The 26,173-nt window shown below is 71.0% G+C and carries 16 protein-coding genes; 6 read left to right on the top strand and 10 right to left on the bottom strand.

Going from position 1 to position 26,173, the window contains the following annotated elements:
* Window positions 1-166: 166 nt before the first annotated feature.
* Entirely contained in the window at window positions 167-3,325 is a 3,159-nt protein-coding gene (locus tag AB0G28_RS22930; protein ID WP_361092221.1) for a SpvB/TcaC N-terminal domain-containing protein, read from the top strand.
* A gap of 44 nt (window positions 3,326-3,369) precedes the next feature.
* Here the strand turns inward: AB0G28_RS22930 and sigJ are convergent, their stop codons facing one another.
* The gene (gene sigJ, locus AB0G28_RS22925; protein WP_361092218.1) at window positions 3,370-4,251 is read right to left on the bottom strand and encodes an RNA polymerase sigma factor SigJ; all 882 of its coding nucleotides are present in this window, start codon (window positions 4,249-4,251) and stop codon (window positions 3,370-3,372) included.
* A 144-nt stretch (window positions 4,252-4,395) separates the two neighbouring features.
* On the opposite strand from sigJ, the gene AB0G28_RS22920 reads away from it, so the two are divergent.
* Window positions 4,396-7,206 carry an alpha-L-fucosidase gene (locus tag AB0G28_RS22920; protein ID WP_361092215.1) on the top strand — a complete coding sequence of 937 codons (2,811 nt, stop codon included), beginning with the start codon at window positions 4,396-4,398 and terminating at the stop codon, window positions 7,204-7,206.
* On the opposite strand, the gene AB0G28_RS22915 is transcribed toward AB0G28_RS22920, so the two are convergent.
* Window positions 7,195-7,836, bottom strand: a complete 642-nt coding sequence (locus AB0G28_RS22915) for a hypothetical protein (RefSeq protein ID WP_361092212.1) — start codon at window positions 7,834-7,836, stop codon at window positions 7,195-7,197. The two genes, AB0G28_RS22920 and AB0G28_RS22915, sit on opposite strands and share 12 nt — an antisense overlap.
* Window positions 7,837-7,913: 77 nt before the next feature.
* On the opposite strand from AB0G28_RS22915, the gene AB0G28_RS22910 reads away from it, so the two are divergent.
* Window positions 7,914-9,110 carry a DUF2716 domain-containing protein gene (locus AB0G28_RS22910; RefSeq protein WP_361092209.1) on the top strand — a complete coding sequence of 399 codons (1,197 nt, stop codon included), beginning with the start codon at window positions 7,914-7,916 and terminating at the stop codon, window positions 9,108-9,110.
* Between the two features lie 64 nt (window positions 9,111-9,174).
* On the opposite strand, the gene AB0G28_RS22905 is transcribed toward AB0G28_RS22910, so the two are convergent.
* Window positions 9,175-10,404 carry a S53 family peptidase gene (locus AB0G28_RS22905; RefSeq protein ID WP_361092206.1) on the bottom strand — a complete coding sequence of 410 codons (1,230 nt, stop codon included), beginning with the start codon at window positions 10,402-10,404 and terminating at the stop codon, window positions 9,175-9,177.
* Between the two features lie 269 nt (window positions 10,405-10,673).
* Between AB0G28_RS22905 and AB0G28_RS22900 the strand changes: the two genes are divergently transcribed.
* Entirely contained in the window at window positions 10,674-12,995 is a 2,322-nt protein-coding gene (locus tag AB0G28_RS22900) for a chitobiase/beta-hexosaminidase C-terminal domain-containing protein (protein WP_361092203.1), read from the top strand.
* Window positions 12,996-13,040: 45 nt separating this feature from the next.
* On the opposite strand, the gene AB0G28_RS22895 is transcribed toward AB0G28_RS22900, so the two are convergent.
* Window positions 13,041-14,027 carry an erythromycin esterase family protein gene (locus AB0G28_RS22895; RefSeq protein WP_361092200.1) on the bottom strand — a complete coding sequence of 329 codons (987 nt, stop codon included), beginning with the start codon at window positions 14,025-14,027 and terminating at the stop codon, window positions 13,041-13,043.
* Between the two features lie 29 nt (window positions 14,028-14,056).
* On the opposite strand from AB0G28_RS22895, the gene AB0G28_RS22890 reads away from it, so the two are divergent.
* On the top strand, window positions 14,057-14,746 hold the full coding sequence (locus AB0G28_RS22890) for a TioE family transcriptional regulator (protein ID WP_361092197.1): 690 nt from the start codon (window positions 14,057-14,059) through the stop codon (window positions 14,744-14,746).
* Here the strand turns inward: AB0G28_RS22890 and AB0G28_RS22885 are convergent.
* The 5 genes from AB0G28_RS22885 to AB0G28_RS22865 all read right to left on the bottom strand — a co-directional run bounded on the left by AB0G28_RS22885 (window position 14,735) and on the right by AB0G28_RS22865 (window position 23,326).
* Window positions 14,735-15,577, bottom strand: coding sequence for an ion transporter (locus AB0G28_RS22885; RefSeq protein WP_361092194.1), 843 nt, complete (start codon window positions 15,575-15,577; stop codon window positions 14,735-14,737). The genes AB0G28_RS22890 and AB0G28_RS22885 overlap by 12 nt on opposite strands.
* 41 nt (window positions 15,578-15,618) lie before the next feature.
* Complete coding sequence (locus AB0G28_RS22880) at window positions 15,619-17,499, bottom strand: ATP-binding cassette domain-containing protein (RefSeq protein ID WP_361092191.1); 1,881 nt, start codon at window positions 17,497-17,499, stop codon at window positions 15,619-15,621.
* A 5-nt stretch (window positions 17,500-17,504) separates the two neighbouring features.
* On the bottom strand, window positions 17,505-19,289 hold the full coding sequence (locus AB0G28_RS22875; protein WP_361092188.1) for a protein kinase: 1,785 nt from the start codon (window positions 19,287-19,289) through the stop codon (window positions 17,505-17,507).
* 126 nt (window positions 19,290-19,415) lie between these two features.
* Window positions 19,416-22,124 carry a TIR domain-containing protein gene (locus AB0G28_RS22870; protein WP_361092184.1) on the bottom strand — a complete coding sequence of 903 codons (2,709 nt, stop codon included), beginning with the start codon at window positions 22,122-22,124 and terminating at the stop codon, window positions 19,416-19,418.
* 218 nt (window positions 22,125-22,342) lie between these two features.
* Window positions 22,343-23,326 carry a hypothetical protein gene (locus AB0G28_RS22865; protein WP_361092181.1) on the bottom strand — a complete coding sequence of 328 codons (984 nt, stop codon included), beginning with the start codon at window positions 23,324-23,326 and terminating at the stop codon, window positions 22,343-22,345.
* Between the two features lie 391 nt (window positions 23,327-23,717).
* Between AB0G28_RS22865 and AB0G28_RS22860 the strand changes: the two genes are divergently transcribed.
* Entirely contained in the window at window positions 23,718-25,916 is a 2,199-nt protein-coding gene (locus AB0G28_RS22860; RefSeq protein WP_361092178.1) for an NB-ARC domain-containing protein, read from the top strand.
* On the opposite strand, the gene AB0G28_RS22855 is transcribed toward AB0G28_RS22860, so the two are convergent.
* Window positions 25,917-26,168 carry a hypothetical protein gene (locus AB0G28_RS22855; protein ID WP_361092175.1) on the bottom strand — a complete coding sequence of 84 codons (252 nt, stop codon included), beginning with the start codon at window positions 26,166-26,168 and terminating at the stop codon, window positions 25,917-25,919.
* Window positions 26,169-26,173: the final 5 nt, after the last annotated feature.

The following is a 26,173-nucleotide window of genomic DNA, read 5'->3' as shown; positions in this document are numbered from 1 at the left end:
ATTGATCAGGTCTGGCACCCGGGAAAGACCCGTGAGCCGCAACTGGGATACGACACCCACGTCACGAACGCGTAACGGTGACGGCAAACGGGTGAAGACGTATCTGGGGCGCCCGCCTCACCCACTTGGCCCTGGAGAAGTCACATATCCACGCGGGGAGATCACCATGGTTCTGCTCCGGTCGGGTACGCCTGAGCCGGTCCGGCCCACATCGGTCGCCGGGGCTTTCGTCCCGGATCCCGCGACCGGCGGCGGCCGCTTCTCGGTGCCGCTCGACCTGCCGCCGGGCCCTGGCGGCCTCACCCCCGCGCTCGCGCTGCGCTACACGACCGGCGCGCCCGGCGGCCCGTTCGGCGACGGGTTCACGGTGCCGCTGCCGCACGTCCGGCCGTCCGGCGGCCGCGCGCGGCCGGGGACGGAAGGCCGGCTCGCCCGCGTCGGCGACACCTTCGTGCTCACCACCCGATCGGGCAAGCGGCACTTCCTCGCCCCGAGCGACGGGTCCGCCTGGTACCTCGAACGCACCGAGGACGCGCTGGGCACCACCGCGGCGTTCGACTGGGCGCACCACAGCGGGCAGGCCTACCTCACGCGCGTGTCCTACGGACCGTACGAAGTGGACTTCGCGTACGAGGCGCGGCCGGACGTGCTGCGCTGGGGTCGCGGCGGCACCCTCGTCACGACGGCGCTGCGCTGCACCCGGATCGACCTGCGCGTGCCGGGGGACGCGCGGCCGCTCGTCCGGCGGTGGGTCCTCGGCTACGACCTCGACGACGTCACCGGCGCGTCCCTGCTGACGTCGGTGGCGCTCACCGGGTTCGACGCGCACGGCGCCGAAGCGGCCGCGCCGGTGCTGCGGCTGGCCTACGCCCACCTGGACCCGCCGCCGGCCCGGCGGGTCCAGCTCGCCGCGCGAGCGCGGGCGGGGCAGGGCGTACTGCTGCTCGACGCCGACAGTTCGGTGCCGTACTACTCCCTCGAAGACCTGCCCCGGACCGGGCGGCTGAGCGAGATCGACAACGGCATCGGGCTGCGGACCGGGATCGAGTACGCGACCGCCGAAACGGTGCCGGTGGTCCAGCGCGTCTCGCTGCGCGAACCGGCGACGGGCCACGTGGGCGTGACCGAGTTCGACTACCACGACGGCCGGTTCGACGACGCGCGCGCGTTCACCGGGTTCGGCCGGGTCGTCCAGGACGAGCTCGGGGACGAGTACGCGCCGACGTTGCGGACCGTGCGCTGGTTCGGCGCCGGCGGGCTCCTGAGCAAGGAGGAGACCTACGGCCTCGACGGCTCGTCCGCCGCGGGCCGGCCGTACCGCCGGGTGGAGCACATCCGCCGTCCACAGTGGACACGTGCGGTGACGACGGAGTTCGAGCGGCGGGAGACGCCGGTTTCGGTCACCACGACCGACACGGCCTTCGACACCGCCGGGAACCCGACGCGGGAGGTGCGGACGATCGAGCGGCCCGGCCGCGCCCCGGTCGTGCGCGAGACCCGGACGACGTACGCGGCCGACGCCGAACACCGGTTCGCGGGCCTGCCCGCGCGGGTGCGCGAGGTGGACGGCGCCGGGAAAGTGCTGTCGGACCAGGTGTTCCGGTACGACGAAGAGCCCGACGGGAGGGCCGGTTCGCACGGCGTCCTCACCGCGCGGGAGGAGCTGGTGCTGACCGACGCGCTGGTCGCCGCCGTCTACGGCCGGGTCCCGCCGGACTTCCGGCACCACGGCTACCACCGCCGTCCCGGCGAGGACGGCTGGTGGATCACGACGTTCCACGGCCGGCTCGACACCGTCACCGGGCTGCGCACGACGACGACCGACCCGCTCGGCCACACCCGCGAGCTGCGGTTTTCGGCCGACCGCTGCTTCCCCGAGGCGGCCACGGACCCGCTCGGGAACGTGACGGTCACGCGGTACGACGTCCGGACGGCGGCCGTCTGCGAGCTGGTCGATCCGGCGGGCGCGGTGACGACGGTGACCCACGACCCGCTGGGCCGTCCCGCCACCGTCGTCCGGCCCGGCGACTCGGCGGACCTGCCGACGCTGCGGTACCGCTACGACCACAGCGGGCCGGTGCGGGTCACCACCGAGCAGCGGGCGGTGTCGGGCGAGGCGGAGGTGCTGGTGACCGCCGAGCTGCGCGACGGCGCCGGGCGGCTGCTGGAACGCCGGCACGCCGACCTGCTCGGCGACGTCGTCGACGAGCGCCACGAGTACTGCGCGCGGGGCCTGGTGTGCCGCACGAGCCGCGGCTTCCGCGACGGCACCCCACCATCCGCGCCTGCTGAATTCCACTACGACGCCCTCGGCCGCCCGCTCACCGCCGCGCCGGACCACGAGGATGCCCGCCACGGCCTTCACGACCTGCTGGGACGGGAGCTGCGGGGCGCGGACGGCGTCGTCTACGTCCGGGACGCGGCCGGGAACCCGGTGGAGGCGCGGACTCCGGACGGGCACACGGTGTTCCGCGTGCACGACGCGGCCTCCCGGGTGGTCGCGGTGCTCGTCGACGACCCGCGCGGCACGCCGGTCACGACGTTCACCCACCACGACCGCGGGCTGCCGGTGCCGCACGGCGCCGGGCCGCACAGCTGCGGGCGCCTGGTGCGCGTCACCGACGAATGTGGCGAGACGTTCTTCGGCTACGACGCGCTCGGCAACCCGGCGGAGACGCGCTGGCGTCCGGCGCACGTCGCCGTCGAGTACCGGCTGGACGTGCTGCGGCGGGCCGACGGGCGCCTGTCGGAAGTCACCTACCCCGACGCCGGCGACGGGCGGCTGACCGTCCACCACCAGTACGACGAGGTCGGCAGGCTGGTGAGCGTGCCGGGCTTCGTCGACGCCGTCCACTACGACCTGCTCGGCGAACGCACCGCGGTGCACTACGCGAACGGCGTCAGCGAGGTTTTCGCCGAGGGACGGCACGTCGTCACCGGCCCGGGCGGCTGGCTGCGCGAGATCGGATCACCGGCCGAAGCCTCGAAAACGCCGTCGGGGAGCGAAATCCGCGACGCGTTCGGCCGGCTGCGCGGAGTCCACGGCGACGACGGCGTCAACGCGCTGTACAGCTACGACCACACCGGCCGCCGCACCCGCACCCTGGTCACCGACCGCACGCGCATCCACGAAGTCCTGACCCCGGACGACCACTACGCCATCGAGGACGGCGAGCTGGTGATCGTGGTGGCGGACATGGTGCGCCAGTACCCGGACGGCAGACGCCGGTACCTGCACTTCGCCGAGGCGGGCAGGATCGCCCTGGTCACGGACGAAGCCGGCGCCGTCGCCGACGACGGCACCTGGCCCGTCCCGACGTCTTGAACGACTCGTTCCTGTCGCCGGACGTCTTGAACGAGTCGTTCAAGTCAGTCCAGCACCGCCAGGTCCAGCCGGCTGAGGCGCTCGGGGTCGGCGAGGATGTCGATCTCGACGATCCGGCCGCCCGCCACCGTGAACCCGAGCACCGAGAACGGGCGGCCCTCGCGCGTGGCGACCACGCCCGCCGCGCCGTTGACCAGCGCGCGGTGCACCACGCCGCCGCCGGCGCCGAGCCGCGAGAACGTCAGCGCCTGGTTCGCCACCGCCGCCGCGCCGCGGACCTCGGAGGAGCCGCCCTGGGCCGCGCCGCGGTCGGCGCGCAGCACGACCTCCGGGTCGAGGACCGAAACCAGCGCGTCGAAGTCGCCACCGCGGGCGGCCGCCAAGAAGGCGTCGACGACTTCGCGCTGACGGGCGAGGTCCGGGTCCGGCGCGACCGGCGCGCCCTGCACCCGCCGCCGGGCGCGGCTCGCCAGCTGCCGCGTCGCGGCCTCGGAGCGGCCGACGATCGACGCGATCTCGTCGAACGGCATCGCGAACATGTCCCGCAGCACGAACGCCAGTCGCTCGGCCGGGGTCAGCGTGTCGAGCACGACCAGCAGCGCGAGACCGACCGAGTCCGCCATCAGCGCCTCGTGCTCGGGGCCGTCGTCCTCGCGGCTGATGATCGGGTCGGGCACCAGCGCCTCCCACGGCTCTTCGCGCCGGGCCTTGCGCGACCGCAGCATGTCGAGGCAGACCCGCCCGACGACCGTCGTCAGCCACCCGGCCAGGTTTTCGACGGCCACCGTGTCGCTCCGGCTCAGCCGCAGCCAGGATTCCTGCACGGCGTCCTCGGCTTCGCTCAGCGAGCCCAGCATGCGGTAGGCGACGGACCTGAGGTGGTCTCGGTGGGTCTCGAAGCTGCGGGCCAGAAGGTCGGCGTTCACGGTTCGTCCTTTCGTCACCACCTTGACGTCTCGCGACCGGAAGTTGTGACAGATCGGACGACTGTGTGCCGATGAGCGGTATCTCCCCTTGACGTATGAGATATGACGAATAAATCATCGGATCTCTCCGGACGAGGAGGTCCTTTGAGAATCCGACTGCTTGCCTGCCTCGCCGCCGCCGTCGCGCTGGTGGCGAGCCTGGTCAGCCCCGCGAACGCCGAGCTCTACCACCCGCGCCAGGACTGGCTGCGGGCCTCGACCGCCGGGTTGTTCCTGCACTGGGGCATGTTCACCGCGCCACGGCACACCGACTGCGCCGCCTGGGAGCGCGACGTCACCGACGGCGGCTGGACGCCGGACTACTGGATCGACGAGGCGAAGAAGCTGGGCGCGTCCTACGTCGTCCTCACCACCTTCCACAGCCGGCTGGGGTACGCGCGGCCGTGGCCGTCGAAGATCCCCGGCAGCTGCGCGACGCAGCGCGACTTCCTCGGCGAACTGATCGCCACGGGCCGGGCCAAGGGCGTCCGCGTGATGCTGTACATGACCGACGACCCCCAGTGGCACAACGAAACCGGCCACGAATCCCTCGACTCGGCCGCCTACTCGGCGTACAAGGGCAAGCCGGTCGACCTGACCACCCGGCCGGGCTTCGGCGAGTACAGCTACGACCTGTTCGACGAGGTCATGGACCGCTACAGCGACCTCGCCGGGTTCTGGATCGACAACGACAACGAGTACTGGGAGCAGCACGGGCTCTACGAGCACATCCGCGAGAAGCGGCCGTCCTGGTTGCTGAGCAACAACAACGAAGACACGCCGATCATGGACACGGTCAGCAACGAGCAGAAGACCGGCATGACGCCGTCCTACGACTACCCGCAGGCGGTCTACACGCCGATGCCGCGGCTCACCGAGGCCGACTACAAGCTGCCGACCAACGGCGACTGGTGGTACAGCGGCGGCGACCAGGCCGTCGACTTCCGGCTCTCCACCGGCCGCTACATCACGAACGCGGGCTCGTCGATCAAGTCGCTGATGGCCGAAACCGCCATGCTGAACGGGAAGTTCCCGCCGCAGCAGGAGGCGTTCAACAACTTCATGGCGTCCTGGACCCAGCCGATCAAGGAGTCGCTGCAGGGCACCGAAGGCGGCGGCTACCTGTACGGCGGCCTGCAGCCCGGCTTCTGGAACGACGGCGCACACGGCGTGATCACCGTGAAGCCCGGCGCGCGGACGCAGTACGTGCACGTCGTCACGCGGCCGTCGACGAACCTGGTCCGCCTGCGCGACAACGGCTACCGCGTCACCGGCGTGTCCGACCTGCGCACCGGGAAGCCGATGCGGTTCGCGCAGTCCGGCGGTTATCTGTCCATCCTGGACATCACGAGCTGGGACGACTACGACACGGTGTTCAAAGTGGACACCGCCGGTCAGCAGTACTTCTACGACAAGAGCACCATCAAGGCGACCGCGTCATCGAACGGGTCCTCGGCGGCGAACCTCGTCGACGGCAGCTACCTGAACTACTGGGACGCGGGCGGTCAGCTGCCGGTGTCCGTCACGCTGGACCTGGGCCGGAAGCGGTCGACGGCCTACCTGGCGGTGCACGAGCGCGAGTCGTCGCCGACGTACGCGCGCGAGTCGTTCGGCCGCGCCGAGGATTCCGCCCGCATCAAGGACTACCGCGTCGACGCCAGTGACGACGGGAAGAACTGGCGCACAGTGCGCACCGGCGCCCTGCCCAGCGCCCGCGGCGTGCAGTTCATCGACGTCGGCGAGGTGCACGCGCGGTACCTGAAGCTCGAGGTGCTGAACACGTGGTCCGGCCCGCAGGCCAAGCCGTTCTACCGGCAGCTCGCGCTCGACGAGATCGACGTCGCCTACGGCTACCCCGACCCGCGCGGCGAGGTGCCCCTGGAAGCGGAGTCGTGGCGCAACGGCTTCGAGGGCAAGGCGACGCCGGTGTGGTGCGAGGCGTGCTCGGGCACGAACGCGGTGACCGGCCTCGACCGCGGCGCGGTCGTCTTCCGGGACGTCCAGGCCACGGGTCCGTCCCGGCTGCAGCTGGACACGACGGGTCCCGGCACGCTTTCGGTGAGCATCAACGGCGCGGCGCCGATCACGGTCAGCGCTCCGGGGGCGATCGCCGCGCCGCTGACCGCCGGGGCCAACACCATCAAGGTCTCCGGAACCGCCGACCTCGACCGGATCGCGGTGGCGCCACTGCCACCGGAGTCGTACACGCCGAGGACGACGTTGACCGTGCAACCCGCCGGCGTGCAGTGGGTCTCGCCGGGTCAGCAGTCGCTGAAGATCACCGCGTCGCTGCGGCTGGACGTCGACGACCCGGTCGACCAGGTGTCGCTGGCGCCGGTCGTCCCGGCGGGCTGGACGCTCGAGGGCGCCCCGGTGACCGCGGCGAACCTGCGGCTCGGCCAGGTGCTGAGCGGGTCGTGGACGGTGACGGCCCCGGCCGCCCAGGCCGCGGCCATCCCGGTGACGGCGTCCTTCACGACGCTCGGGCGGGCCAAGTCGGTGAGCAAGCCGGTGCAGGTGAAACCGCGCCCCGCGGACCGGGTGTTCATGCGGGAGGCGGAGGACTCGGCGAACGACATCGGCGACGCCGGCGTCACGAGCTGTTCGCCCTGCTCGGGCGGGCAGAAGGTGCGCAACATCGGGGGCAGCGCCGGCGCGGCGGTCACGTTCCCGGACGTCACGGCCGGCGCGGCGGGCCAGTACACGCTGTACCTCGACTTCACGGTCAACGGCGACCGCTCGTACTTCGTGTCGGTGAACGGCGGCGCGCCCACCGAGGTCAAGGTCAGCGGCGTCGGGAACAACACGCCGTACACCACTTCGGTCCCGGTGACGCTGAACGCGGGCGCCAATACGATCCGGATCGGCAACGACCGGAGCGGCGCCCCGGATCTGGATCGGATTTCACTGGGTTAGCTCGCGCAGCACCCGGGCCGGATCGATGTCGATGGCGACGGCCGTGCCCGGGTGCTCGCTCGGCTCGCTCCACGCGACCGAGACCCACACGTCGGCGTAGTCACCGCGCTCGACGCGGGGCAGCCGCCAGGTGAGCCGGCCCCCGACCCGCTCGACGGCGTCGCCGCCGAGCAGCCGGGACCAGTACGGCGGCACGTGCTGCCCGGCTCGCGAGCACCGCCGCAGCATCTCGGCGCTCGGACCGCCGACGCTCACCACGGCGTCGGCGGTCTCGGCGCTGAAGGCGCTTTCCCACCGGCTGCCGTCTTCCGGCGCGCCCGCCAGTTCGGCGCGGACGACGAAGTCGTCGACGGATTCCCTGGCCAGCACCCGGAAGACGGTGACCTCCCGCGCGACGACCGGGTAGCCGCCGGGCAGCCGCGGCACGGTCGGCCCGGCCACCACGTCGAGCCGCACGAACGGGTGCCGCCACCGGCACAGGCGGGCGCCGGAGGCCAGCCCCCAGGTCAGCTCCGGTCTCGCGGGGACGTCCCAGCCACCGACGCGCACGGCGAACCGCACGGCCCCGAGCGGGGTGACGACGTCGAGCGCCCGCGGATCCGTCCGCGGCAGGACTTCGGTGTCCACCATGGACACATCCTTACCCCGCGCGGGGACCCGCGAAAACGCGCTGCGCGAACGTCACCCTTCCGGGGAGGATCGACGTCATGCAGGAAGCATTGGACCGGCTGCGTGGCGCGGTACCCGCGCTGCCGCCGGAAGGCGCGGTGGTCGAGCGGGACGGTCCGGTCGTCCGGACCCACTACGGCACGCACGGCGAAGCCGGTCACGGGCCGCTGCCCGCCGGTGACCTCGACACGCTCGTCGCCCGCCAGGTCGAGGCGTTCGCGCGCCGGAACGAGCCGATCGTGTGGCCGGTGTACGGCACCGACGCCGGACTCGCCGAAAGCCTGCGCGCTGCGGGCTTCACACCTGAGCCGGAACGCGCGGTGCTCGTCTGTCCGATCGGGACGGATCGCACGGAGCTGCCCGGGGTCGGTCACCACTGGCCGTGGCACCAGCGCGTCGCCGAGCTGGCCGCCGCGTCCGGTCCGCACCGCCGGCCGTACGCCGAGTTCCTCGCCGACGCGGCTCACCTGAGTCAGTCGAGCGAGGTGATCCTCGACGGCGACCGGGCCGCCTGGGCCGAGGCGGCCGGCGAGTTCATGGTCCTCGGCGGTGTCACCGACCCCGGCTTGGCCGCCGCGCTGGCCACTCACGACTGGCGCAGCCCGGAGCGTCCCGCCTGGTCGCGGCGCCCGCACGTGCGGTACTTCCTCGCCGAAGCCACCAGTGACCTGCGTGCCGCCTTCGAAGCGGCCGGGATGCGCGCGCTCACCACGGTCACCCGGTACCACCTGCCGTCACCCGGCGAACCCGCCCGGAGCCGTCCTGTTCGGACGCTGTTCTCCGAGCCGGAGCACGACGACATCTGGGCGCGCTTCGAGGAGCGGTTCGCCTTCCGGCCGGACACGAGGGTGTACCCCGGGATCACCGAACCCGCGGGCTCGGCGACCTGGCACGTCGGCGACCTCGACGACGCCCAGCTGGACGCGCTGACCGAGATCGTCCACACGGGACTGCGAGCGTGCGTCGAGCCCGGCGAAGAGCTGTACTGGCTCGACTGGCACCACGCGGGTTACCGCTTCGACCCGGCACGGGTCGACGGCGCCGGGCCACGTTGGCCCGGCGCCGTCTTCCCGGACGGGGACTACTACATCCACCTGACCGGCGACCTCCGCCTGGGCACGTTCGGGCACCCGTGGGAGGAGACGGTCTGCGTCTTCGGCGACCTGCTCACGCGCATTGCCCCCGACCTGACCACAGCCCTCGGCGCCCCCTTCCGCTCCACCCCAAGGCCGTGAAGGCCTCCTTACCGGCTCTTAGCGCCGGTAAGGAGGCCTTCACGGCTTTTGGCGAGAGGCGAGGTCAGAACCCTGAGGTGCCGTGCGGCGTGCCCAGGCCGGTCGGCCCGTCGTAGCCCGCGCCCGCCGTGCAGAGGTACGTCCCGCCGCAGCTGCCGTTCGATCCGGACGTCACGTCGTAGAGCCCGCTGGTGTGCGCGTACGGGTACGAACCCGACGTGACCGAGTTGCCCGCCAGCGCGTACACGCTCGCGATCACCGGCGAAGACAGGCTCGTGCCGCCGACCTGGACCCAGCCGTCGGCGCCCTGGGCGAGGCCCAGCGACAGCAGGAAGTCGCACCAGGACGAGCTGCCGCAGCTGTTGTACGTGTCGTAGACGCCGAGACCGGTGGCCGGGTCCGCGACGGCCGAGACGTCGGCGACCGTGCGCTTCGCACACCCGGTGTCGTGCTGCCAGGAAGGCTTGGCCTCCAGCGTCGAACACCCGCTGCCGCTGCCCTTCCACGCCGTCTCCGACCAGCCGCGCGTGGTTCCGGCCGCCTTGTTCAGCGTCGTGCCGCCCACCGCCGTGACGTACGGCGAGGAGGCCGGCCAGCTGACGCCGTAACCGGAGTCGCCCGAGGAAGCCGTGACGGCGATGCCCGGGTGGTTGAGGTGCGCGTCCGCGGCGAGGATCGTCGAGTCCTCGTTGCCGCCGTAGCTGTTGGAGATCGCCACCACGCCCGGCGTCGCCGCGGCCGTGTCGACCGCCGTCATCAGCGGGTCGGTGTCCGGGGAGTTGGCTTCCACCAGCAGGATGTGGCAGTCCGGGCAGGTCGCCGACACCGCGTCGAGGTCGAGGCTGATCTCCATCGCCCAGCCGTAGTCGGGTGCGGGCAGCGGGCTGGCCGCGCCGTTCTGGTTCACCTTCTTGAAGCAGCCGTTGGCCGTCGTGCACGGCGAAAGCCCGCGCGCCGAACGGAACTTCGCCAGGTCCGCCTCGGCGGTCGGCGCGTCCTGAGCGTCCACAATGGCCACCGTGCGGCCGTTGGCGTGCAGCCCGCCGAGGTTGTACGCGGCCTGGATCTCGGCCGGCCCGTACCCGACCGGAGTCGAGACGAGCAGCGGGCCGTTGCCCTTGGGCGAGCGGATCGCCTTGCCGAGGCAGTGGAACTTGCCGGTGGTGGCGCAGCCGAAGTTCACGACACCGCCGCTCTGTAGCGGTGTGGCTTCGGCGGTCGAGGTGGCCACCGTCAGCGGGGCCGCGATCAGGGAGAGGACTACGAGGGACCGGAACAGCCGTGGGGGCGCCATTGGCCTACTCCTCGGTAGGGGACGAGGTGTGGCACGGCATCGTCGCATGTCACTCGTTCGTGGTCACCCGACGGAAGGATGTTTCTCGGTTCAGTCATTCGCCCACCGGATGGCAAACAGGACCAAAGGTCACGAACTCCCTCACCCGCTCGCGTGATTGGTCCAGACGAATGTTATGCAAACGTGACTTGATCGCCACTGAGCGGGAGCTACTTTGTTGTGACTCGCAACAAATGCTCGTGGATCCCCAACGGCGGAGGTGTCACGGCGTGAACCGGACCATCGACAAGCTTCGACGACGCGGCCCGAGGTTCGCGCTCGTCACGTCCGCGCTGCTGCTGGCGGCGGGGCTCAGTGCCCCGGCCGCGCTCGCCGCGGACGACTACACCCAGAGCGCCGGCCAGCCGAGCGCGACGCAGGTGCAGATCGACTTCACGCCGACGACCCCGGCGCTGTACGTCGACGTCCACTACACCGGCGTGCCGAGCCTGGGCCAGCAGAACGTCCGGATGACCAACGGCTCCGGCACCTGGCGCACGATCGTCAACGGCGTGAGCAGCGGAAACGTGCTCGACTACTGGTTCACCTACGAAAAGAACGGTCCGCAGTACGACACCCCGCACTTCAGCTACACCGTCGGCGGCGGCACGGGGACGGTCGCCGCGCCGACGTTCAGCCCGCCCGGCGGCACCTACGCGAGCGCGCAGACGGTCACCATCAGCACCGCCACCGCCGGCGCGACCATCCGGTACACAGTGGACGGATCGACGCCGACCGCGTCCTCGACGCTCTACAATGGACCGATCAACGTCCCGACGTCCCGCACGGTCAACGCGATCGCGCTGAAGTCCGGGTCGGCGAACTCCGCGGTTTCGAGCGCGAGCTACACCATCGGCACCCAGGCGGGCTGCCCGACGCAGTCCGACACCCCGGACTTCGGGCCGAACGTGCGCATCTTCGACCCGGGCATGTCCGCGGCTGCGATCCAGGCCCAGCTGGACACCGACTTCAACAACCAGAAGGACACGCTGACCGCGCAGTTCGCCGAGCGGCGCGTCGCCCACCTGTTCAAGCCGGGCACCTACAACGTGCACGACAACGTCGGGTTCTACACGTCGGTCGCCGGCCTCGGCCAGAACCCCGGCGGCGTGGTGATCAACGGTGACATCACCGTGGACGCGTTCAACCCGTCCGACAACGGCGTCGCGCTGCAGAACTTCTGGCGGTCGGCGGAGAACATGGCGGTCAACCCCTCCAGCGGCAGCGACCGGTGGGCGGTGGCGCAGGCCGCGCCGTTCCGCCGGATGGACATCCGCGGCGGGCTGCAGCTGTACCCGGCGAGCTACGGCTACGCCAGCGGCGGCTACATCGCCGACACGAAGGTGTCCGGCCAGGCCGCGTCGGTGTCGCAGCAGCAGTGGTACACCCGCGACTCCTCGCTGGGCAGCTGGAACGGCGGCGTGTGGAACATGGTCTTCTCCGGCACCAGCGGCGCGCCGGCGAACACGTTCCCGAACCCGCCGGAGACCACGCTGGCCACGACACCGGTCTCGCGGGACGTGCCCTACCTCTACGTCGACGGCACCGGCAAGTACCGCGTCTTCCTGCCTTCCTTGCGCGCCAATGCGTCCGGGCCGAGCTGGGCGAGCGGCAGCACGCCGGGCACGTCCGCGCCGATGAGCCAGTTCTACGTCGTGAAGGCGGGTGACACGGCCGCGTCGATCAACAACGCGCTCGCCGCGGGCTGCAACCTGTTCTTCACGCCGGGCATCTACCACCTGAACCAGACGCTCAACGTGACGCGGGCGAACACGACGGTCCTCGGCATCGGCTACCCGACGCTGGTGCCCGACAACGGCGTCAACGCTATGCAGGTGTCCGATGTGGATGGTGTCCGGCTCAAGGGCCTGCTCTTCGACGCCGGCACGACGAACTCGCAGGCGTTGCTCACGGTCGGCCAGTCCGGCTCGTCGGCGTCGCACACCGCGAACCCGACGACGGTCCAGGACGTCTTCTTCCGCATCGGCGGCCAGCTCGCCGGGAAGGCGACGAACAGCCTGGTCGTCAACAGCAACGACACGATCATCGACCACATCTGGGCCTGGCGCGCCGACCACGGCAACAGCGGAACGGTCGGCTGGACCACCAACACGGCCGACACGGGCCTGCTGGTAAACGGCGCGAACGTGCTGGCCACCGGCCTGTTCGTCGAGCACTACCAGAAGTACCAGGTGATCTGGAACGGCCAGAACGGGAAGACGATCTTCTTCCAGAACGAGATGCCCTACGACGTGCCGAACCAGGCGTCGTGGAACGCGCCTTCGGGTGTCGCGGGGTATGCCGCCTACAAGGTGGGAGCGAACGTGACGGCCCACGAAGCGTGGGGCCTCGGGAGCTACTGCTTCTTCGACACGAACCCGGCGGTGTCGAGCTACCACGCGTTCGAGGTGCCGAACACCAGCGGCGTCCGGTTCCACAGCCTGCTGACGGTGTCGCTGAACTACCGCGGCACGATCACGCACGTCATCAACGACACCGGTGGCACCACACCTTCGGGCACAGTCCCGGTGAACGTGGTCAGCTACCCCTGATCGCGGCGGCCCCCGCACCCGGCCCGGTGCGGGGGCCGTCGTGCTTCAGGCGACGTGCCACACCGCGGCGGCGCCGTCGAGGACGTTCCGGTCGAGGCCGAAGTAGCCGCGTTCGGGCTTGGTGTCGGTGCGCTTGCGGCCGGCCGGGACGCCGGCCAGCCGCCAGGTCTTCGTACCTTGCTGCAGCACGCCTTCGTAGGTGTCCGGCTCCGGTTCGCCGAGGCCGATCGCGTCGCTGTGGCCGAGGCTGCCGACGACGAAGGCGTACCGGTCGCCGAGCAGCGACGCGACGATCGCGCCGGCGCCGGACCCCGAGCGTTGCAGGTGGCCGTTGTGCCCGAACACCAGGATCCGGCCGGGCTGCGAGCGGTGGATGTCCAGGAGGTTCTCGGCCATGAGCACCGCACGCATGCCCGCGAGGCGGGAGATCCTCGTGTCGCGGTCGCCGGGTTCGGCCGAAGCCGCGTGGTAGCGCAGCAGGCCACGACCGGCCATGGCGTGCACCTTGGCCCGCCACCAAGCGGCGTCCAGCCGCGGCGCTCGGGCGAGCAGCGCGGCGAGCAGATCGTCCGCGATGACACGCAGCTCGCGGGCCTCGGCCGTGGCGCCGGGCGACTGGGCCGGATCGAAGATCGCCTCGGACCGGCTCCACCGTTCGTCGTCGCCGGTCAGGGCCGCGATGTCGGCGTCGAGGCCCAGGTAATCGCGGGCGTGTTCGAGGTAGGTGCGCGGGCTGGGGGCGCTGAACATCTCGGTCGGGGCGTCGAAGCCGTGGAAGGTCAGCGGTTCGCCGGCGTTCTCGTTGTACTCACGCAGCCAGGCGATCAGCTGCCGGTTCGCGTCCACCTCGCCGAAGTTGTGCGAGAACCCGCCGTCGAGCGCGGCGACGCGATCGGTCTCCAGCGCGATCGCCCGGAAGCCGTGCCCGGCCAGCCGCGCGAACAGCTCGTTGCGGATGCGCCCGAAAGCCGGTTCGAAGTGCGTGGGCTCGCCGAGCCCGAGCAGCTCGGCGGTGAAGTCGGTGATGTCCATGTGGTTGAATCGTATCCTTGAATACTCCGTTGAGACCTGCTGACCTCGCCCGTGAGCACGGCATCTCCACGCAGGCGGTCCGCAACTACGAGCGCGACGGCTTCCTCCCGCCCGCCGAACGCACCGCCTCCGGCTACCGGGTTTACACCGAAACTCACGCGAGTGCCCTGCGTGCGTTCCTCGCCCTGGTGACGGCGTACGGGCACGCGACGGCCGGCGGCATCATGAACGCCGTCCACGACGACGACCTCGACCGCGCGCTGACGCTCGTCGACCGCGGCCACGCCCAGCTGTCCCGCGACCGCGAAACCCTCAACACGGTCCGCACGGCGATCGGCCACCTGACAACCGGGCCGGCCCCCGAGCGGGCCGCGACCGACTGGTCGATCGGCGAACTCGCGCACCGCCTCGGCGTGACGGCGGCGACCGTACGGGCTTGGGAACGCGCGGGAATCCTGATGCCCGGGCGCGATCGGACGACCGGATACCGCGTCTTCCGCGCGGCCGACGTCCGCGACGCGGAGCTGGCGCACCTGCTGCGTCGCGGGGGTTATCCGCTGGGCCAGATCGCGACGGTCGTCGAGCAGGTCCGGACCGCGGGTGGCACCGAGTCCCTGGTCCAGGCGCTCGAAACCTGGCAGCGGCGGCTCACCGAACGCGGTCTGGCGATGCTCGACGCGGCCGCCCGGCTCGGCGAGTACGTGCGGCTACGGCCGTGACCGCGGGTGCAGCCGGTCGTACTCGTGCGCGGCCGAGCGCTGGGTGCGCACCGGCAGGACCTTTTCCTGGTCCTCGTCGTCGATCTCGTTGAGCCCGAGCTGCACCGCCAGCCGGATCTGCTCGCGGTTCTCACGGACGACGGCGGAGAAGAAGTCGTCGATCCGCGGGTCGAGGAGCACTTCGAGCAGCACGCGGAACGACGTGTCGACGACCGTGCGCACGATCTCGTCGTGGAACGGCAACCGCTTCAGCTTCCCGAGCTGCGGGTCCGCGGCGATCTTCTCGGCGATGATCGTGCGGAGCTCGTCCTTGTGGGTACCGAGTGACTTGGCCAGGTTTTCCGGGTAGTTGCCCGTTTCCAGCACCTTGACGACCTCGTCGAGCACCGCGACGGTGATCGGCTTCTTGATCGCCTTGACGATCGGATCGGACAGCTTGTCGACGAGCCGGTAGGTGAACTGCTCGCCCACGGCCCGGTCCGCGGCCCGGCCGATCCGCACGAGCAGCAGCACGACGGTGACGAACTTGTGCCCCACCATCGCCGGGTGCGCGACGGGGATCATCGCGAACAGCTCGTACCAGTTGCGCACGAGGAACTTCTTGGCCCACCGCCGTTTCCGCCACCGCCACAGGAACTCGAGGAAGAACACCCCACAGATAGCGGCGTCCACGGTGAAGATCACCAGACCGGCATCCCGCGCCGGCGGACTGAGCACCATGAACCCCAGCAACCCGGCCGACCCCACGGCGAGGACGAACATGACCCAGTCGTCGGCGCGCACGTTGCCGGGCAGGATCCCGCTGTTGAGCTCGGGTTCGCTGGTGACCATGCCCGATGATGACACGCACCGCCCCGATCAGCCCGTCCGACTCAGGTGCGGCGGAGCCTCCGCGCCCGGATCGCGAACAGCGCCGTGCAGGCCGCCGCCGCGAGCAGCAACGCCGCGGTCGAGCCCGCCCACCACGGCCAGTCGTGCGTCCACAGGCGATCCGGCGGTCCGACCTGGTGAAGATCCACTGTGGATGCACCGGCGGCGTAGCCCCACCGCGCCGGCGCCAGCCAGGACAGCTGGGCCAGGACCGGCCGCCCGGCGACCGGGACCATCCCGCCGCACAGCACCAGCTGGGCCATCACCGTCACGACGAGCACGGGTGTCGTCTGCTCGGTCGAGCGCACCAACGCCGAACCGAGCAGGCTGAGCAGGCAGGACGCCAGTGCTGTCAGCCAGACGGCGATCCAGAGCTCGGCAACCGGGCGCGGCAGCAGCACAGCGGAGACCGGCCCGGGTTTGACCGTCGTCACGACACCGACGAGCACCGCGGCCTGGACAGCCGCGACGACGGTGAACACGCCGGCTTTCGCCAGCGCGTACGCACCGGGCCGCAGACCGACGGCCCGTTCCCGCAGGAAGATCGCCCGCTCGGCGATGGCCTCCCGCGCCGACGCGGCGGCGCCCATGAACGCCGCGCCGACGAAGACGAGCACGAGCATCTGCGCGGCTTCCGTCGGGTGCTCGGGCGCTGATCGCCGCAGTCCTTCGTGGCCGGGCACAGCCAGGGCGAGCACGGCCAGGACGACCGGGACGAGCAGGAGGAACAGGGCATACCCGGGATCGGCGAGGATGAGCCGCAGGTGCCGGGAGCCCAGTGTGCCGACCTGGTGCGCCAGCCCGGCGTGCACCGGCGGCGGCTCGGCGGCCGCCTCCGGCGGGGGCGCCGGGCTGACCGGGGACGGCTGGTGCGGTGGCGCGGTCCCCGAGACCACCCGGTGGAAGATGTCCGCCCAGTCGGCGGTGCCGAACCGGGCCCTCAGCTCCGCGGGCCGTCCGTTGAACACCGGCACGCCGCCGGGGGCCAGCAGCAGCACGCGGTCGCAGCCGTCGAGGTTGGTGACGTTGTGGGTGACCACCACGACCGTGCGACCCGCGTCGGCGAGTTCCCGCAACCGGCTCATGATCTGCTTGTCCAGCGCCGGGTCCAGGCCCGACGTCGGCTCGTCGAGCATCAGCAGCGACGGCGCGGTCAGCAGTTCGAGCGCGATCGAAACGCGTTTGCGCTGACCGCCCGACAGCCGGTGGATGGGGGTGCCCGCGTGGTCGGTGAGCCCGACCTCGGCCAGCGTTTCCGCCACCCGCCGCCGGCGCGCCGCCCCACCGGTGTCGTCGGGCAGCCGCAGCTTGGCCGCGTAGGTCAGGGCGCTGCGGGCGGTCAGCCGCCGGTGGACGACGTCGTCCTGTGGCACGACCCCGACCCGGCGGGCCACCGCCGAACGCTGCCGGTGCATGTCGTAGCCGTCGTAGGTGATGCGCCCGGTGGTGGGCGCGACCTCGCCGGACAGCACCTTGAGCAGCGTCGACTTCCCCGCCCCCGAGGGACCGACGACCGCGACCAGCTGCCCGGGACGCAGGTCGAGCGAAATCCCCGACAACAGCTGCTTGTCCCCGACGGCGAAGCCGACGTCGTCGGCCACGAGGCGGGTGCGTTCCCCGCCGGTCGTGACGAGGTTGTCCCCGTCGACCCGGAGATCGGTGGCCCCGACCGTGATCCGATCACCATCGGCGAGCGGCGACCGCCCGGCGACCGGGATGCCGTTGACCAGCGTCGGGTTCCGGCTGCCCAGGTCGGTCAGCCGCCACGCCCCACCGACGCGTTCCAGCCGCGCGTGGCGGCGGGAGACCTGCAGGTCCGCCAGCACGATGTCGTTGTCCGAAGCCCGGCCGATGGTGATCCGGACGCGGTTGCCGATCCACACGCCGGTCAGCTGGTCGTGGTCGGGGACGTCGGCACCTCGCCGGGGAGGCCGAGCAGTTCGGCGGTGCCGAGGACGAGGTAGCTCGAGTAGCAGCACGAACGTCCGGAAACGCCTTCGTACTGGATCCTCAGCCTCAGCACACCACTCACGTCGAGATCGATCGGCGTCGGCGTTCCGTAGACCACCGGCTTGTTGAAGATCTGCCGGCCGTCGGCGAAGATTTCGAGCTGCATCTTCAGCGAGGAATCGCTCGCGTTGTCGTCGATGCCGGCGGTCGCGGTGAACCGGCGGAACCCCTTGGAGATGGTGTACTCGATCCCCTGGGTGGTCGTCTCGGCCCGCACCTCGTTGCCCAGTGCGTGCAGGTAGTTCTTGCCGGCGATGTTGGCGTTCTGGACGCTGTTGCTCCAGTCGCCGGTCGACGGCTTCATCGAGTCGAGGTAGACCAGCTGGGCCTGGCGGGCCACCGTCAGCTTCACCGGGCCGCCGATCGCCGCCCCGGCCGCCGGATCCTGGGCGATGACCGTGCCGTCGGATGCGGTCGCGTCGATCTTGTCCTCGATGGTCGGCTGGAGGCCCGGCAGCGCATCCTGGGCGTCGGCGAGCTTCTTGCCGATCACGTTGGGCATCACGGTGGGCGTCGCCGTCGTCGTCGCCGTCGGCGAGTCGCTTGTGGACTCGACGGTCTGCGTGACGGTCGGGTGGGCCGTGGTCGGCTGCGGGGCTGCCGAGTTGCCCGAAGCGGGGCGGAGGACGAGCCATCCGCCTGCCAGCAGAACGACAACGGCGACCAGGACGAGCACGATCCGGCCTTGGCGACGTTTGCGTGGGGGCATGTTCCCTCCGGGCGGCATGGTCTGCGGTGCGGTCGTGAGGGGCATGGGCGGCGGGGGCGCGGGCATGCCGAAGACGGTTTCCGTGCCCAGGCCCGTTTCGTTCAGGGGTACCGGGGGCGGTGGCGTGGTGAGCGGGAGGACGAGCGGCTGGTTGATCAGCTCCAGCACCAGCGCGTCCAAGATCGTCGCGACCTGCTGCGCCGATTCCGGCCGGTCCGCCGGTCGCTTCGCCATCAGCCAGGTGAGCACGTCCCACAGCTGGTCGGGCACGCCGGCGGGGCGGCCGGGCATCGCGCTTTCGTGCAGCCGGATCACCGAGAACGTCGACTGCCCGGCGAACGGGGTGACGCCGCAGCACAGCTCGTAAAGCAGGATGCCGAGCGAATACAGGTCCGACGCGGGTGTCGCGTCGAGGCCCTTGCCGAGTTCGGGGGCGAGGTACTGGGGCGTGCCGGCCAGCAGCGACCGGCGCCCCAGATCGGTCGCGGTCGCGAGGCGCGAGATGCCGAAGTCGGTCAGGCGCGGCACGGTCCCGTCCATCAGGACGTTCTCCGGTTTGACGTCGCGGTGCACCACACCCGCCTGGTGCACGGCCGCGAGCGCCGACGCCACCCCGGCTCCGATGCGGGCGACTTCGGTCGGCAACAGCGTCTGCTTCTCGGTCAGGAGTGCGCGGAGGTCCCCACCGCTGACCAGGTCCATCACGATGGCCACGGTTTCGCCCTCGACGACGAGGTCGTGCACGCCGACGAGGTTCGGGTGCCGCAGCCCCACCAGGATGGACCGCTCCTGCAGGAACCGCGCCACCAGTTCCGGGTCCTCGACCAGCTCGTCGCGGAGCAGCTTGAACGCGTAGGCCTTCCCCTGCTCGTCGGAGCCGGCGAAGACCCGTCCCATCGCGCCCTTGCCCAGCAGGTCACCCAGCCGGTACCGGCTGCCCAACGGCTTCTCCATGCCCAGACCTCCGCGCTGAATTTCGATTGCCGACGCCCATGGGAATCAACTCGACAATGGGCCGTGTTACACACCGAATTGATACCGTGACATTCACGGCCGAAAGAAGACAAAAACGCGACAGAATCAGTCCTCTTCGGGTTTCTTCTTCCCGAAAAGGGCGTCGACGTAGGGAAAGAACCGCCAGACGACCACCGGGAGGTTCAGCAGGGCTCTCGTGATCCAGGCGCGGTTCCGAAGCTCGGCACGCCACCCGAGTGACTCGCCGATCCGGCGATCCGCCTCCACGACCAACGGCACCGCGGCCTCCTTGTCCCCGCACAGGGCGAGGGAGATGCCCAGGTCGAGCTGGGTTCGCATGGTGTCGGGGTGGTAGGGACCGATCGACTCCCGCTGCTTTTCCAGCAACGGCCGCAAAATGCCGGCGACGTCCTCGTACTGGTTGAGCTGGGCGTACGCCTGCGCGCTCGAGTAACGCAGCCAGTGGTACAGCGGGTGGTGTTCGCGGAAAACCCGCCGGACCCGGGGTTCGAGCTCCGAAAATTCGCGCAGTGCGCGTCTCGGCCGGCCTCGCGTCACCGATGTGCGGGCGCACCGGACGCCGGCCGCCAAGGTCAGCGGGCTGTCGTTCCCGAGGAGCCCGGCCAAGCTGTCACGGGCCGACCGCAGGCGCACCTCCAGCGCGTCCCAGCCCTCGTCGCGCGTCGTGAACTCGGTGAAATCCACGGACATTTCCGCTTCGGCGTACACGCCGATCGCCTCCAGCCGCAGCGGGTGCCGCTCGTGGTCGGGAGTGTCGTGCGCGCGGATGACGGCGTCGGCGATCGTGCGCGCCGCCTTGAGGTCACCGGTGATGATCTTCAGGCGAGCCAGTTCGAGCCGGGCCCGCGGGTCGTCGGTGCCCTCGAGGAGGCCGATTGCGTCCCGGAACCGCCCGCGCATCCGCCTGGCGACCGCCATGAACACCCGGGCCTCGATCTTTTCCCGCTCCGGCAACGGTTCCGGGACGTGGCCGGGCCACAGGGAGTCCGCATCCGCGTACCGGCCCAGCTGGTCGAGCGCGCGCACACACGTCAGCCGGGCTCGGAAGGCGTCCTCCGGGCTCCCCTCCGACACGAGTGGACGGCACACCTCGGCCGCCTCGGCGAAGTCGCCCGAATCGGCCAGCGCCGCGGCCGCGGCGACCCGGTCGGCGGCCGTCGCCCCCTCCGCGGTCAAGATCCGCTTCGCCACGGCCCGCGCGGCGACGACTTCTCCCTGCTCCCGGAACCAGTCCAGCCCCGATCGCAGCAACCGGGCTCGCTGGTGCGCGGGGACGCACTCGTGGACGGCGAGCGCCGCGGCGTGCGCGTGGAGGTGGCGGGTGTCCCCCGGCAGTTCGAGCACGGCCGAAGCGGTCCTGCGCGTGAGGTCGTCGTCAAGGCCGGCCGCGTCGCGGACCAGGGCGTGCACGTCCCACTCCGTGCCGAGGTGGATCAGCAGCGCACGCCGGGCGAGCTCGGCCACCGCGTCGGCGACCGGTTCACCCGGCAGAACACGCCGGACGAGGTCCGGCGGCACGGGGGCCCGGGAGATCGCCGCCGCGATCCGCAGGATCCGCCGCGCGGTCGACGAGCACTCGCCGACAGCCCGCGCCAGGACGTCGACGGCATCGCCCTTCACAGAGTCGAGGACATCGGCGAAACCGGTCTCGTCGATCGCGCCGCGGCCGTCGCGCAGGGCGGTGACCACGCTCGTCAAGACGATCGGATGCCCACCGCACCGCTCGACGAGCCGGCGCACGGCGGAAAGCTCGACGGGGTCGTCGGACCCGGTGATTTCGGTGTACAGCGCCGAACCTTCGTCCTCGGTCAGGCCAGTCAGCTCCACGACCGGCGCCGGCCATTGCGGGTTCCCGCTCCTCGTCGTGAGGACCGTCCGGACGAACGACGTCGGCATCACGAACTCGTCGAGCACCTCGGCGGGCAGTTCCGACGGAACGTCGTCGATGATCCACAGCTGCGACCGCCGGTCGGCTTCGATCCGGCGCGCGACACCCGCCCGCACTTCGTCCGGCGGCAAGCCTGCGACGTCGACGCCGAGTTCGGCGGCGATCGTCCGCAGACCCGCGTGGAACCGCACGGCCGCGCCGGCCGCGTCATCCTGCCCGAACAGCCCGATCCACCGCACGCCGCCGGGGAACGCGTCGCGGAAGAGAAACGCGTACTGCTCGGCGAGGCTGGTCTTGCCGAGCCCGGCGAGGCCCCGGACCACGGCGAGTGCCGAGGACGTCCGGGGCGTGGCGGGCGGCAGCTCGCGGGAGTGCAGGGCGCTGTGGATCCGCCAGAGTTCCTGGTAACGGCCGACGAACCGCCGCGGCCGCAGCAGCCGCGGCAGCATCGGTGCGGCGCTGCGAACCGCACCCAGCGGCGTGCCGGCCGCCCGGACCATTTCGGCGACCCGGCCGGCGATGCGGAAGCGGTCCCGCTCGTCACGAGGGCGGCCGAAGTACGCCGCGTCCTGCAGTTCCACGGGAGCGATGTGGTTCCCGTCGGCCTCGGGGTTGACCACGAGCACCCGCCGCCGGGGATCGCCGGCGGCCTGGGCCGCGAGGAACGCGGAAGTCAGCTCCCACTGACAGGCGTACCGGGTCGGGAACCTGCGCGAGTAGTAGGCGAGGAGCACGGTCGACGAGGCCAGCGCCGCGTCGAGGCCCTCGGTGATGCCCTCGAATTCCCGGATTCCCTCGCTGTCCCGGAAGACCCGCAGACCGGCGGCCTGCAGCGCCCGCTCGAGCTTGAGCACCTCGTCGATGTCCGACCAGGTGAAACTGAGGAAGACGTCACAGGGCTGCATCACCTGGACGCAGTCGCCGGGCCCGCTCGGGGTGTTACCCGCATCGGGAAAAGAAAAGCGCCGCGCGGACCCCGCGTTCCGGACTGTCGCGCTTTTGTCTTGTTTTCGGCGACCTTCACCCCGCCCGGATACGGCATCGTGGGAGAAGGCGATCGCGGGCGGGGGAGAGAATGGCGCGCACAGCGAACAGCCGGCTCGCTCCGGGCCGGACCAGCGGCTCAGGAGGCCGGCTGCCAGCCCACGCCGTAGGACCTCGCGGGCCGGAGGCCGTGGAAACGGGTGTGCACTTCACCGGCGTTGTCCAGGAAGAGCGGCTTGCGGGCCGGAAGCGGGTCCTCGGCGTCCTTGGAGAGGTCACCGTCGATGCGCCAGATGCGCAGCGGCGGTTCCCGCCGATCGAACCGGATGTTGAGGTCGAACCGCTCACACCAGAACTCCGGCGTGCAGCAGTAGAAGGGGGCCGGCAGTTCGTCCAGCCTGATGCGGAAGAAGAACTCGTGCTGGTCGCCCGCGTCGAGCGGCCGGGGCGGCCGCAGGTTGAACGCGACCCGGCTGGAGCTGACCATCCGCACGGAGTGCACCTCGCCCCCGGCCACGACGTCGATGCCGAGTCCGGAAAGGTCCGGCTGGCCGGTGGTGCGGGCCGGCCGGGCGAGGGAGATGGCGTGGTCGATCTCGGAGAGCCCGGCGACGTGGCTGACCACCTTCCGGGTCTCGAACACCTCGGCGGCGGCACCCGTCAGGTTCAGCCGGACCGCCAACGCCGACGTGTGCCAGGGCCCGTCCTGGCTGATGGCCGAGACCCCTTCGAACGGCGGCGGTCCCCCGTACGCGGCCTCGGCGATCAGGTAGATGACGTCGTCGGCGCGGCGCTGCATCGTGCGCACGTTGCGGTCGGCTCCGGTGCCCAGCAGTTCGAGCCGCTGGGTGTAGCGCTCGTTCGCGCCGGTGCCGAAACCCAGGACGATCCGCGCCGTTTCCTGCTGCGGTTCGGGCAGCCTTTCGATCAACCTGCGGAGGGTGTCGACGACCTTGCCGCGGACCGTCCCCGGGTTGTCCCCCTCGTGGACACCGCAAACTTCGCGCAAGCGTTCGCCGACGACACCGGGCAGGGTCTTCGCTTGGATACCCAGCCCCTTGCGAAGCAGTTTCAGCTCCGTTGAGAGAGCGTTGATCTTCGCGTCGGCCGCCTCCTGAGCCAAGCCGCCACCTCCGTCTTGGTCGTTGCCGGGAAGTCTACTCATCTTCCCCGCGTACCACGACGCCTCACCTGTTTCCCGGTGTTTCCGGTTCACGGAAACACCGCAGGTCAAAAGCGGTATCCCTGATTTCTCTTGACAGGCAACAGGAAACGCCTGTCATCGAGGAAATCGCCGGGTCAAGCTTGGCTCGTCGAAATCCTTCGGCGACCAAGGAACTCGCCGCACGGAAACGTCGGCGACGCGATCCGGAAAGGGTGAAACCGATGCACACGCACCTCATCATCGTGCTCGGCCAGCTGGTCTCCCTGCTGGGCTGACCAGGTACACGCCGGCGGGCCCGGGCCGCCGGCCGTCCCTTCCCCACGTTCGCCGAATACAGGATGATCGACCCATGCCGGACTTTGGAGCGGAATTGAAGCGTCGCCGGACGTCAGTTGGCATGTCACTGACCGGACTGGCCGCGGCCGTCCATTTCACCAAGGGCTACCTCAGCAAGGTGGAGAACGGCAAGGCCCGGGTGAACCGGGATCTGGCCATGGCCTGCGACCAGGCTCTGGGCGCCGGCGGAGCACTTCTCGCACTCGCCGTCGAATCGGCAGCCTCCGCGCGCCGGAACGCCGGCGGCATCGTCGGGCTGCCCGACAGCGGACGATACTTCGTCGGCCGCGAAACCGAGCTCGAAGCACTTTCCGCGCTGCTTCTCCGCCCGGACGCGGCCCGCGTCGGCGTGGTGCACGGGATGGCGGGAGCCGGGAAGACGGTACTGGCCGTCGCCGCCGCCCGGCGGGTCGCGAGCGCGTTCCCGGACGGCTGCCTCTTCTTCGACCTGCGCGGGCACACCCCCGGCGCCGTCGAGCTTTCGCCCGGCGAAGCCCTGCACCGGCTGCTGCGACTGCTGGACGTTCCGGCAGATCAGGTCCCCGCCGACGAAGACGGCCGGGCCAACCTGGTCCGCGACCAGCTGCGCGGCCGGCGGATGATCCTCGTGCTCGACAACGTGCGGTCCGTCGAACAGATCCGGGCCATCGTCGACGGCGAGACGTCGTCCCGGATCCTGGTGACCAGCCGGGGCCGGCTCCCCGCCCTCGACGACGCCTGGCACTTCCCCGTCGAGGTCCTCCCCCTCGACCACGCCGTGAAGCTGCTCCGGTCCGTCGCCGGCGACCACGCGCCGGAGGACGAGGGCGTGGCGACCGAAATCGTCCGGTACTGCGGGCAGCTGCCGCTCGCGGTGCGCGTCGTGGCCGCGCGGTTCGTCGCAGGCGGCTGGACGGCGGCGAAGCTGCGCGACCGGCTGGCCGACGAGACCACCCGGCTCGGCGCGCTGGAGGACGACGAGCGAAGCGTCTCCACCGCCTTCACCGTCTCCTACGATGCACTTCCCGACGACCAGCGGCGGCTGCTGGGGCTGCTCGCCCTCCATCCCGCGGCCGCCGCGGAAACCGGTGCCGTCGAGGCACTCGCCGGTCTCGGTACCGGCGAGGCGGACCGCCTGGTGGATCGGCTGCACGACGCACACCTGGTCGTCCGCGACGAACGGGGCTACGTCGAGCTCCACGACCTGATCCGCACCTTCGCGGCGAAGCACGCCCTCCCCGAAGTCGGACCGGACGACCGCGAAGCAGCAGTGCGCAGGCTCGTCGACCACCTCGTCGCGATGACGCTCGCGGCGGACGAGCTCGCCGAGCCCCATCGGTTCCGGCCGGTCACCGGCCTGCCGGCCCCGGCCGCCGTGGCCTTCTCGGACGCGGACGGCGCACTCGCGTGGCTGGCCGCGCAGTGGCCGACGCTCGCCGACACGGTCGACGTCGCCGCCCGGCACCGGCTGTACGACCGCTGCTGGCAGCTCGCGTTCCTCCTGCGCGCGTTCTTCTTCCGCGAGAAGCTGTTCGAGCCGTGGATGCGGACGCACGAGCGCGCGCTCGAGGCCGCCCGGGCGGTGGGTGACCCGAGCACGACGGGAATGATCCTCAACAACCTGGGTATGGCCTGCATCGAGGCCGGCCACGTCGACGACGCCGTCCGCCTCCACGAACAGGCCCAGGAGCAGTTCGCGCTGGCCAGCGACGACCGGGGCGCGATCGACGCCTTGTCCAGCCTGGCGTGGGCGCGCCTGTACCGAGGCGAAGCCGAACGGGCCCTGACCGAGTTGACGACGGTGCTGGGCGTCTACCGCCGGACCGGCCGGACGAGGAACGTGGTGATCGCGCTTCGCGGAATCGCCCTCGCTTCGGTGGCTCTCGAGCGGTTCGCCGAGGCACTGCCCGCCGCACGGGAGGCGACCGAGCTCGCTCAGCTGCCGATCGATCGGGCTATGTCGGTGAACTGTGAAGCCTGGGTGCATTTCCGCGCCGGCCGGTGGGACGACGCCGAGTCCTGCTATCGCCGCGCGGCCGAGGTGGCGGACGACGCGGGCAGCGATTACGAGCGGGCACGGGCGCTCACGGGCCTGGGCAACACCGCGGCCGGCCGCGGAGACCGGCAGGCGGCGGCGCGCTGGTGGGCGGAGGCCGCCGCGTATCGGGTCACTCTCAATCCTGCGGTGCTCGGCGAGGCCCAGTACCAGAACCGGCTGACGTACGCGAAGTGATCAGAAGACGATGAAGAAGATGAGCCGCCTCGCCTGCCAGGTCCAGATCCGCCACGTGTACCGGAGGGCCAGCGCGGCGAGGCCCAGGCTGATCAACCCGGCGAAAACCGAGCTTTGCGCGAACAGAACGAACCCACCGATGGTGAGCAAGATGGTCCACGCCGTCCAGAGCAGGCCGTAGCCCGCGCGGCTGGCCTGGCTGTACGGCCGTACTTCGGCCTGGCTTCCGATCGGCTGCGGTTCGGCACTCATTGTTT

Origin of the sequence: Amycolatopsis sp. NPDC021455, from assembly GCF_040640995.1 — a bacterium.
Classification (GTDB): domain Bacteria; phylum Actinomycetota; class Actinomycetes; order Mycobacteriales; family Pseudonocardiaceae; genus Amycolatopsis.
This window is presented reverse-complemented; position numbering and strand designations above follow the sequence as displayed.

Coding starts and splice junctions, on each gene's coding strand:
- AB0G28_RS22930 (WP_361092221.1), top strand. CDS start 167: ATGGTTCTGCTCCGGTCGGGTACGCCTGAGCCGGTCCGGCCCACATCG.
- AB0G28_RS22915 (WP_361092212.1), bottom strand. CDS start 7,836: ATGGTGGACACCGAAGTCCTGCCGCGGACGGATCCGCGGGCGCTCGAC.
- AB0G28_RS22910 (WP_361092209.1), top strand. CDS start 7,914: ATGCAGGAAGCATTGGACCGGCTGCGTGGCGCGGTACCCGCGCTGCCG.
- AB0G28_RS22905 (WP_361092206.1), bottom strand. CDS start 10,404: ATGGCGCCCCCACGGCTGTTCCGGTCCCTCGTAGTCCTCTCCCTGATC.
- AB0G28_RS22895 (WP_361092200.1), bottom strand. CDS start 14,027: ATGGACATCACCGACTTCACCGCCGAGCTGCTCGGGCTCGGCGAGCCC.
- AB0G28_RS22885 (WP_361092194.1), bottom strand. CDS start 15,577: ATGGTCACCAGCGAACCCGAGCTCAACAGCGGGATCCTGCCCGGCAAC.
- AB0G28_RS22875 (WP_361092188.1), bottom strand. CDS start 19,289: ATGGAGAAGCCGTTGGGCAGCCGGTACCGGCTGGGTGACCTGCTGGGC.
- AB0G28_RS22870 (WP_361092184.1), bottom strand. CDS start 22,124: ATGCAGCCCTGTGACGTCTTCCTCAGTTTCACCTGGTCGGACATCGAC.
- AB0G28_RS22860 (WP_361092178.1), top strand. CDS start 23,718: ATGCCGGACTTTGGAGCGGAATTGAAGCGTCGCCGGACGTCAGTTGGC.
- AB0G28_RS22855 (WP_361092175.1), bottom strand. CDS start 26,168: ATGAGTGCCGAACCGCAGCCGATCGGAAGCCAGGCCGAAGTACGGCCG.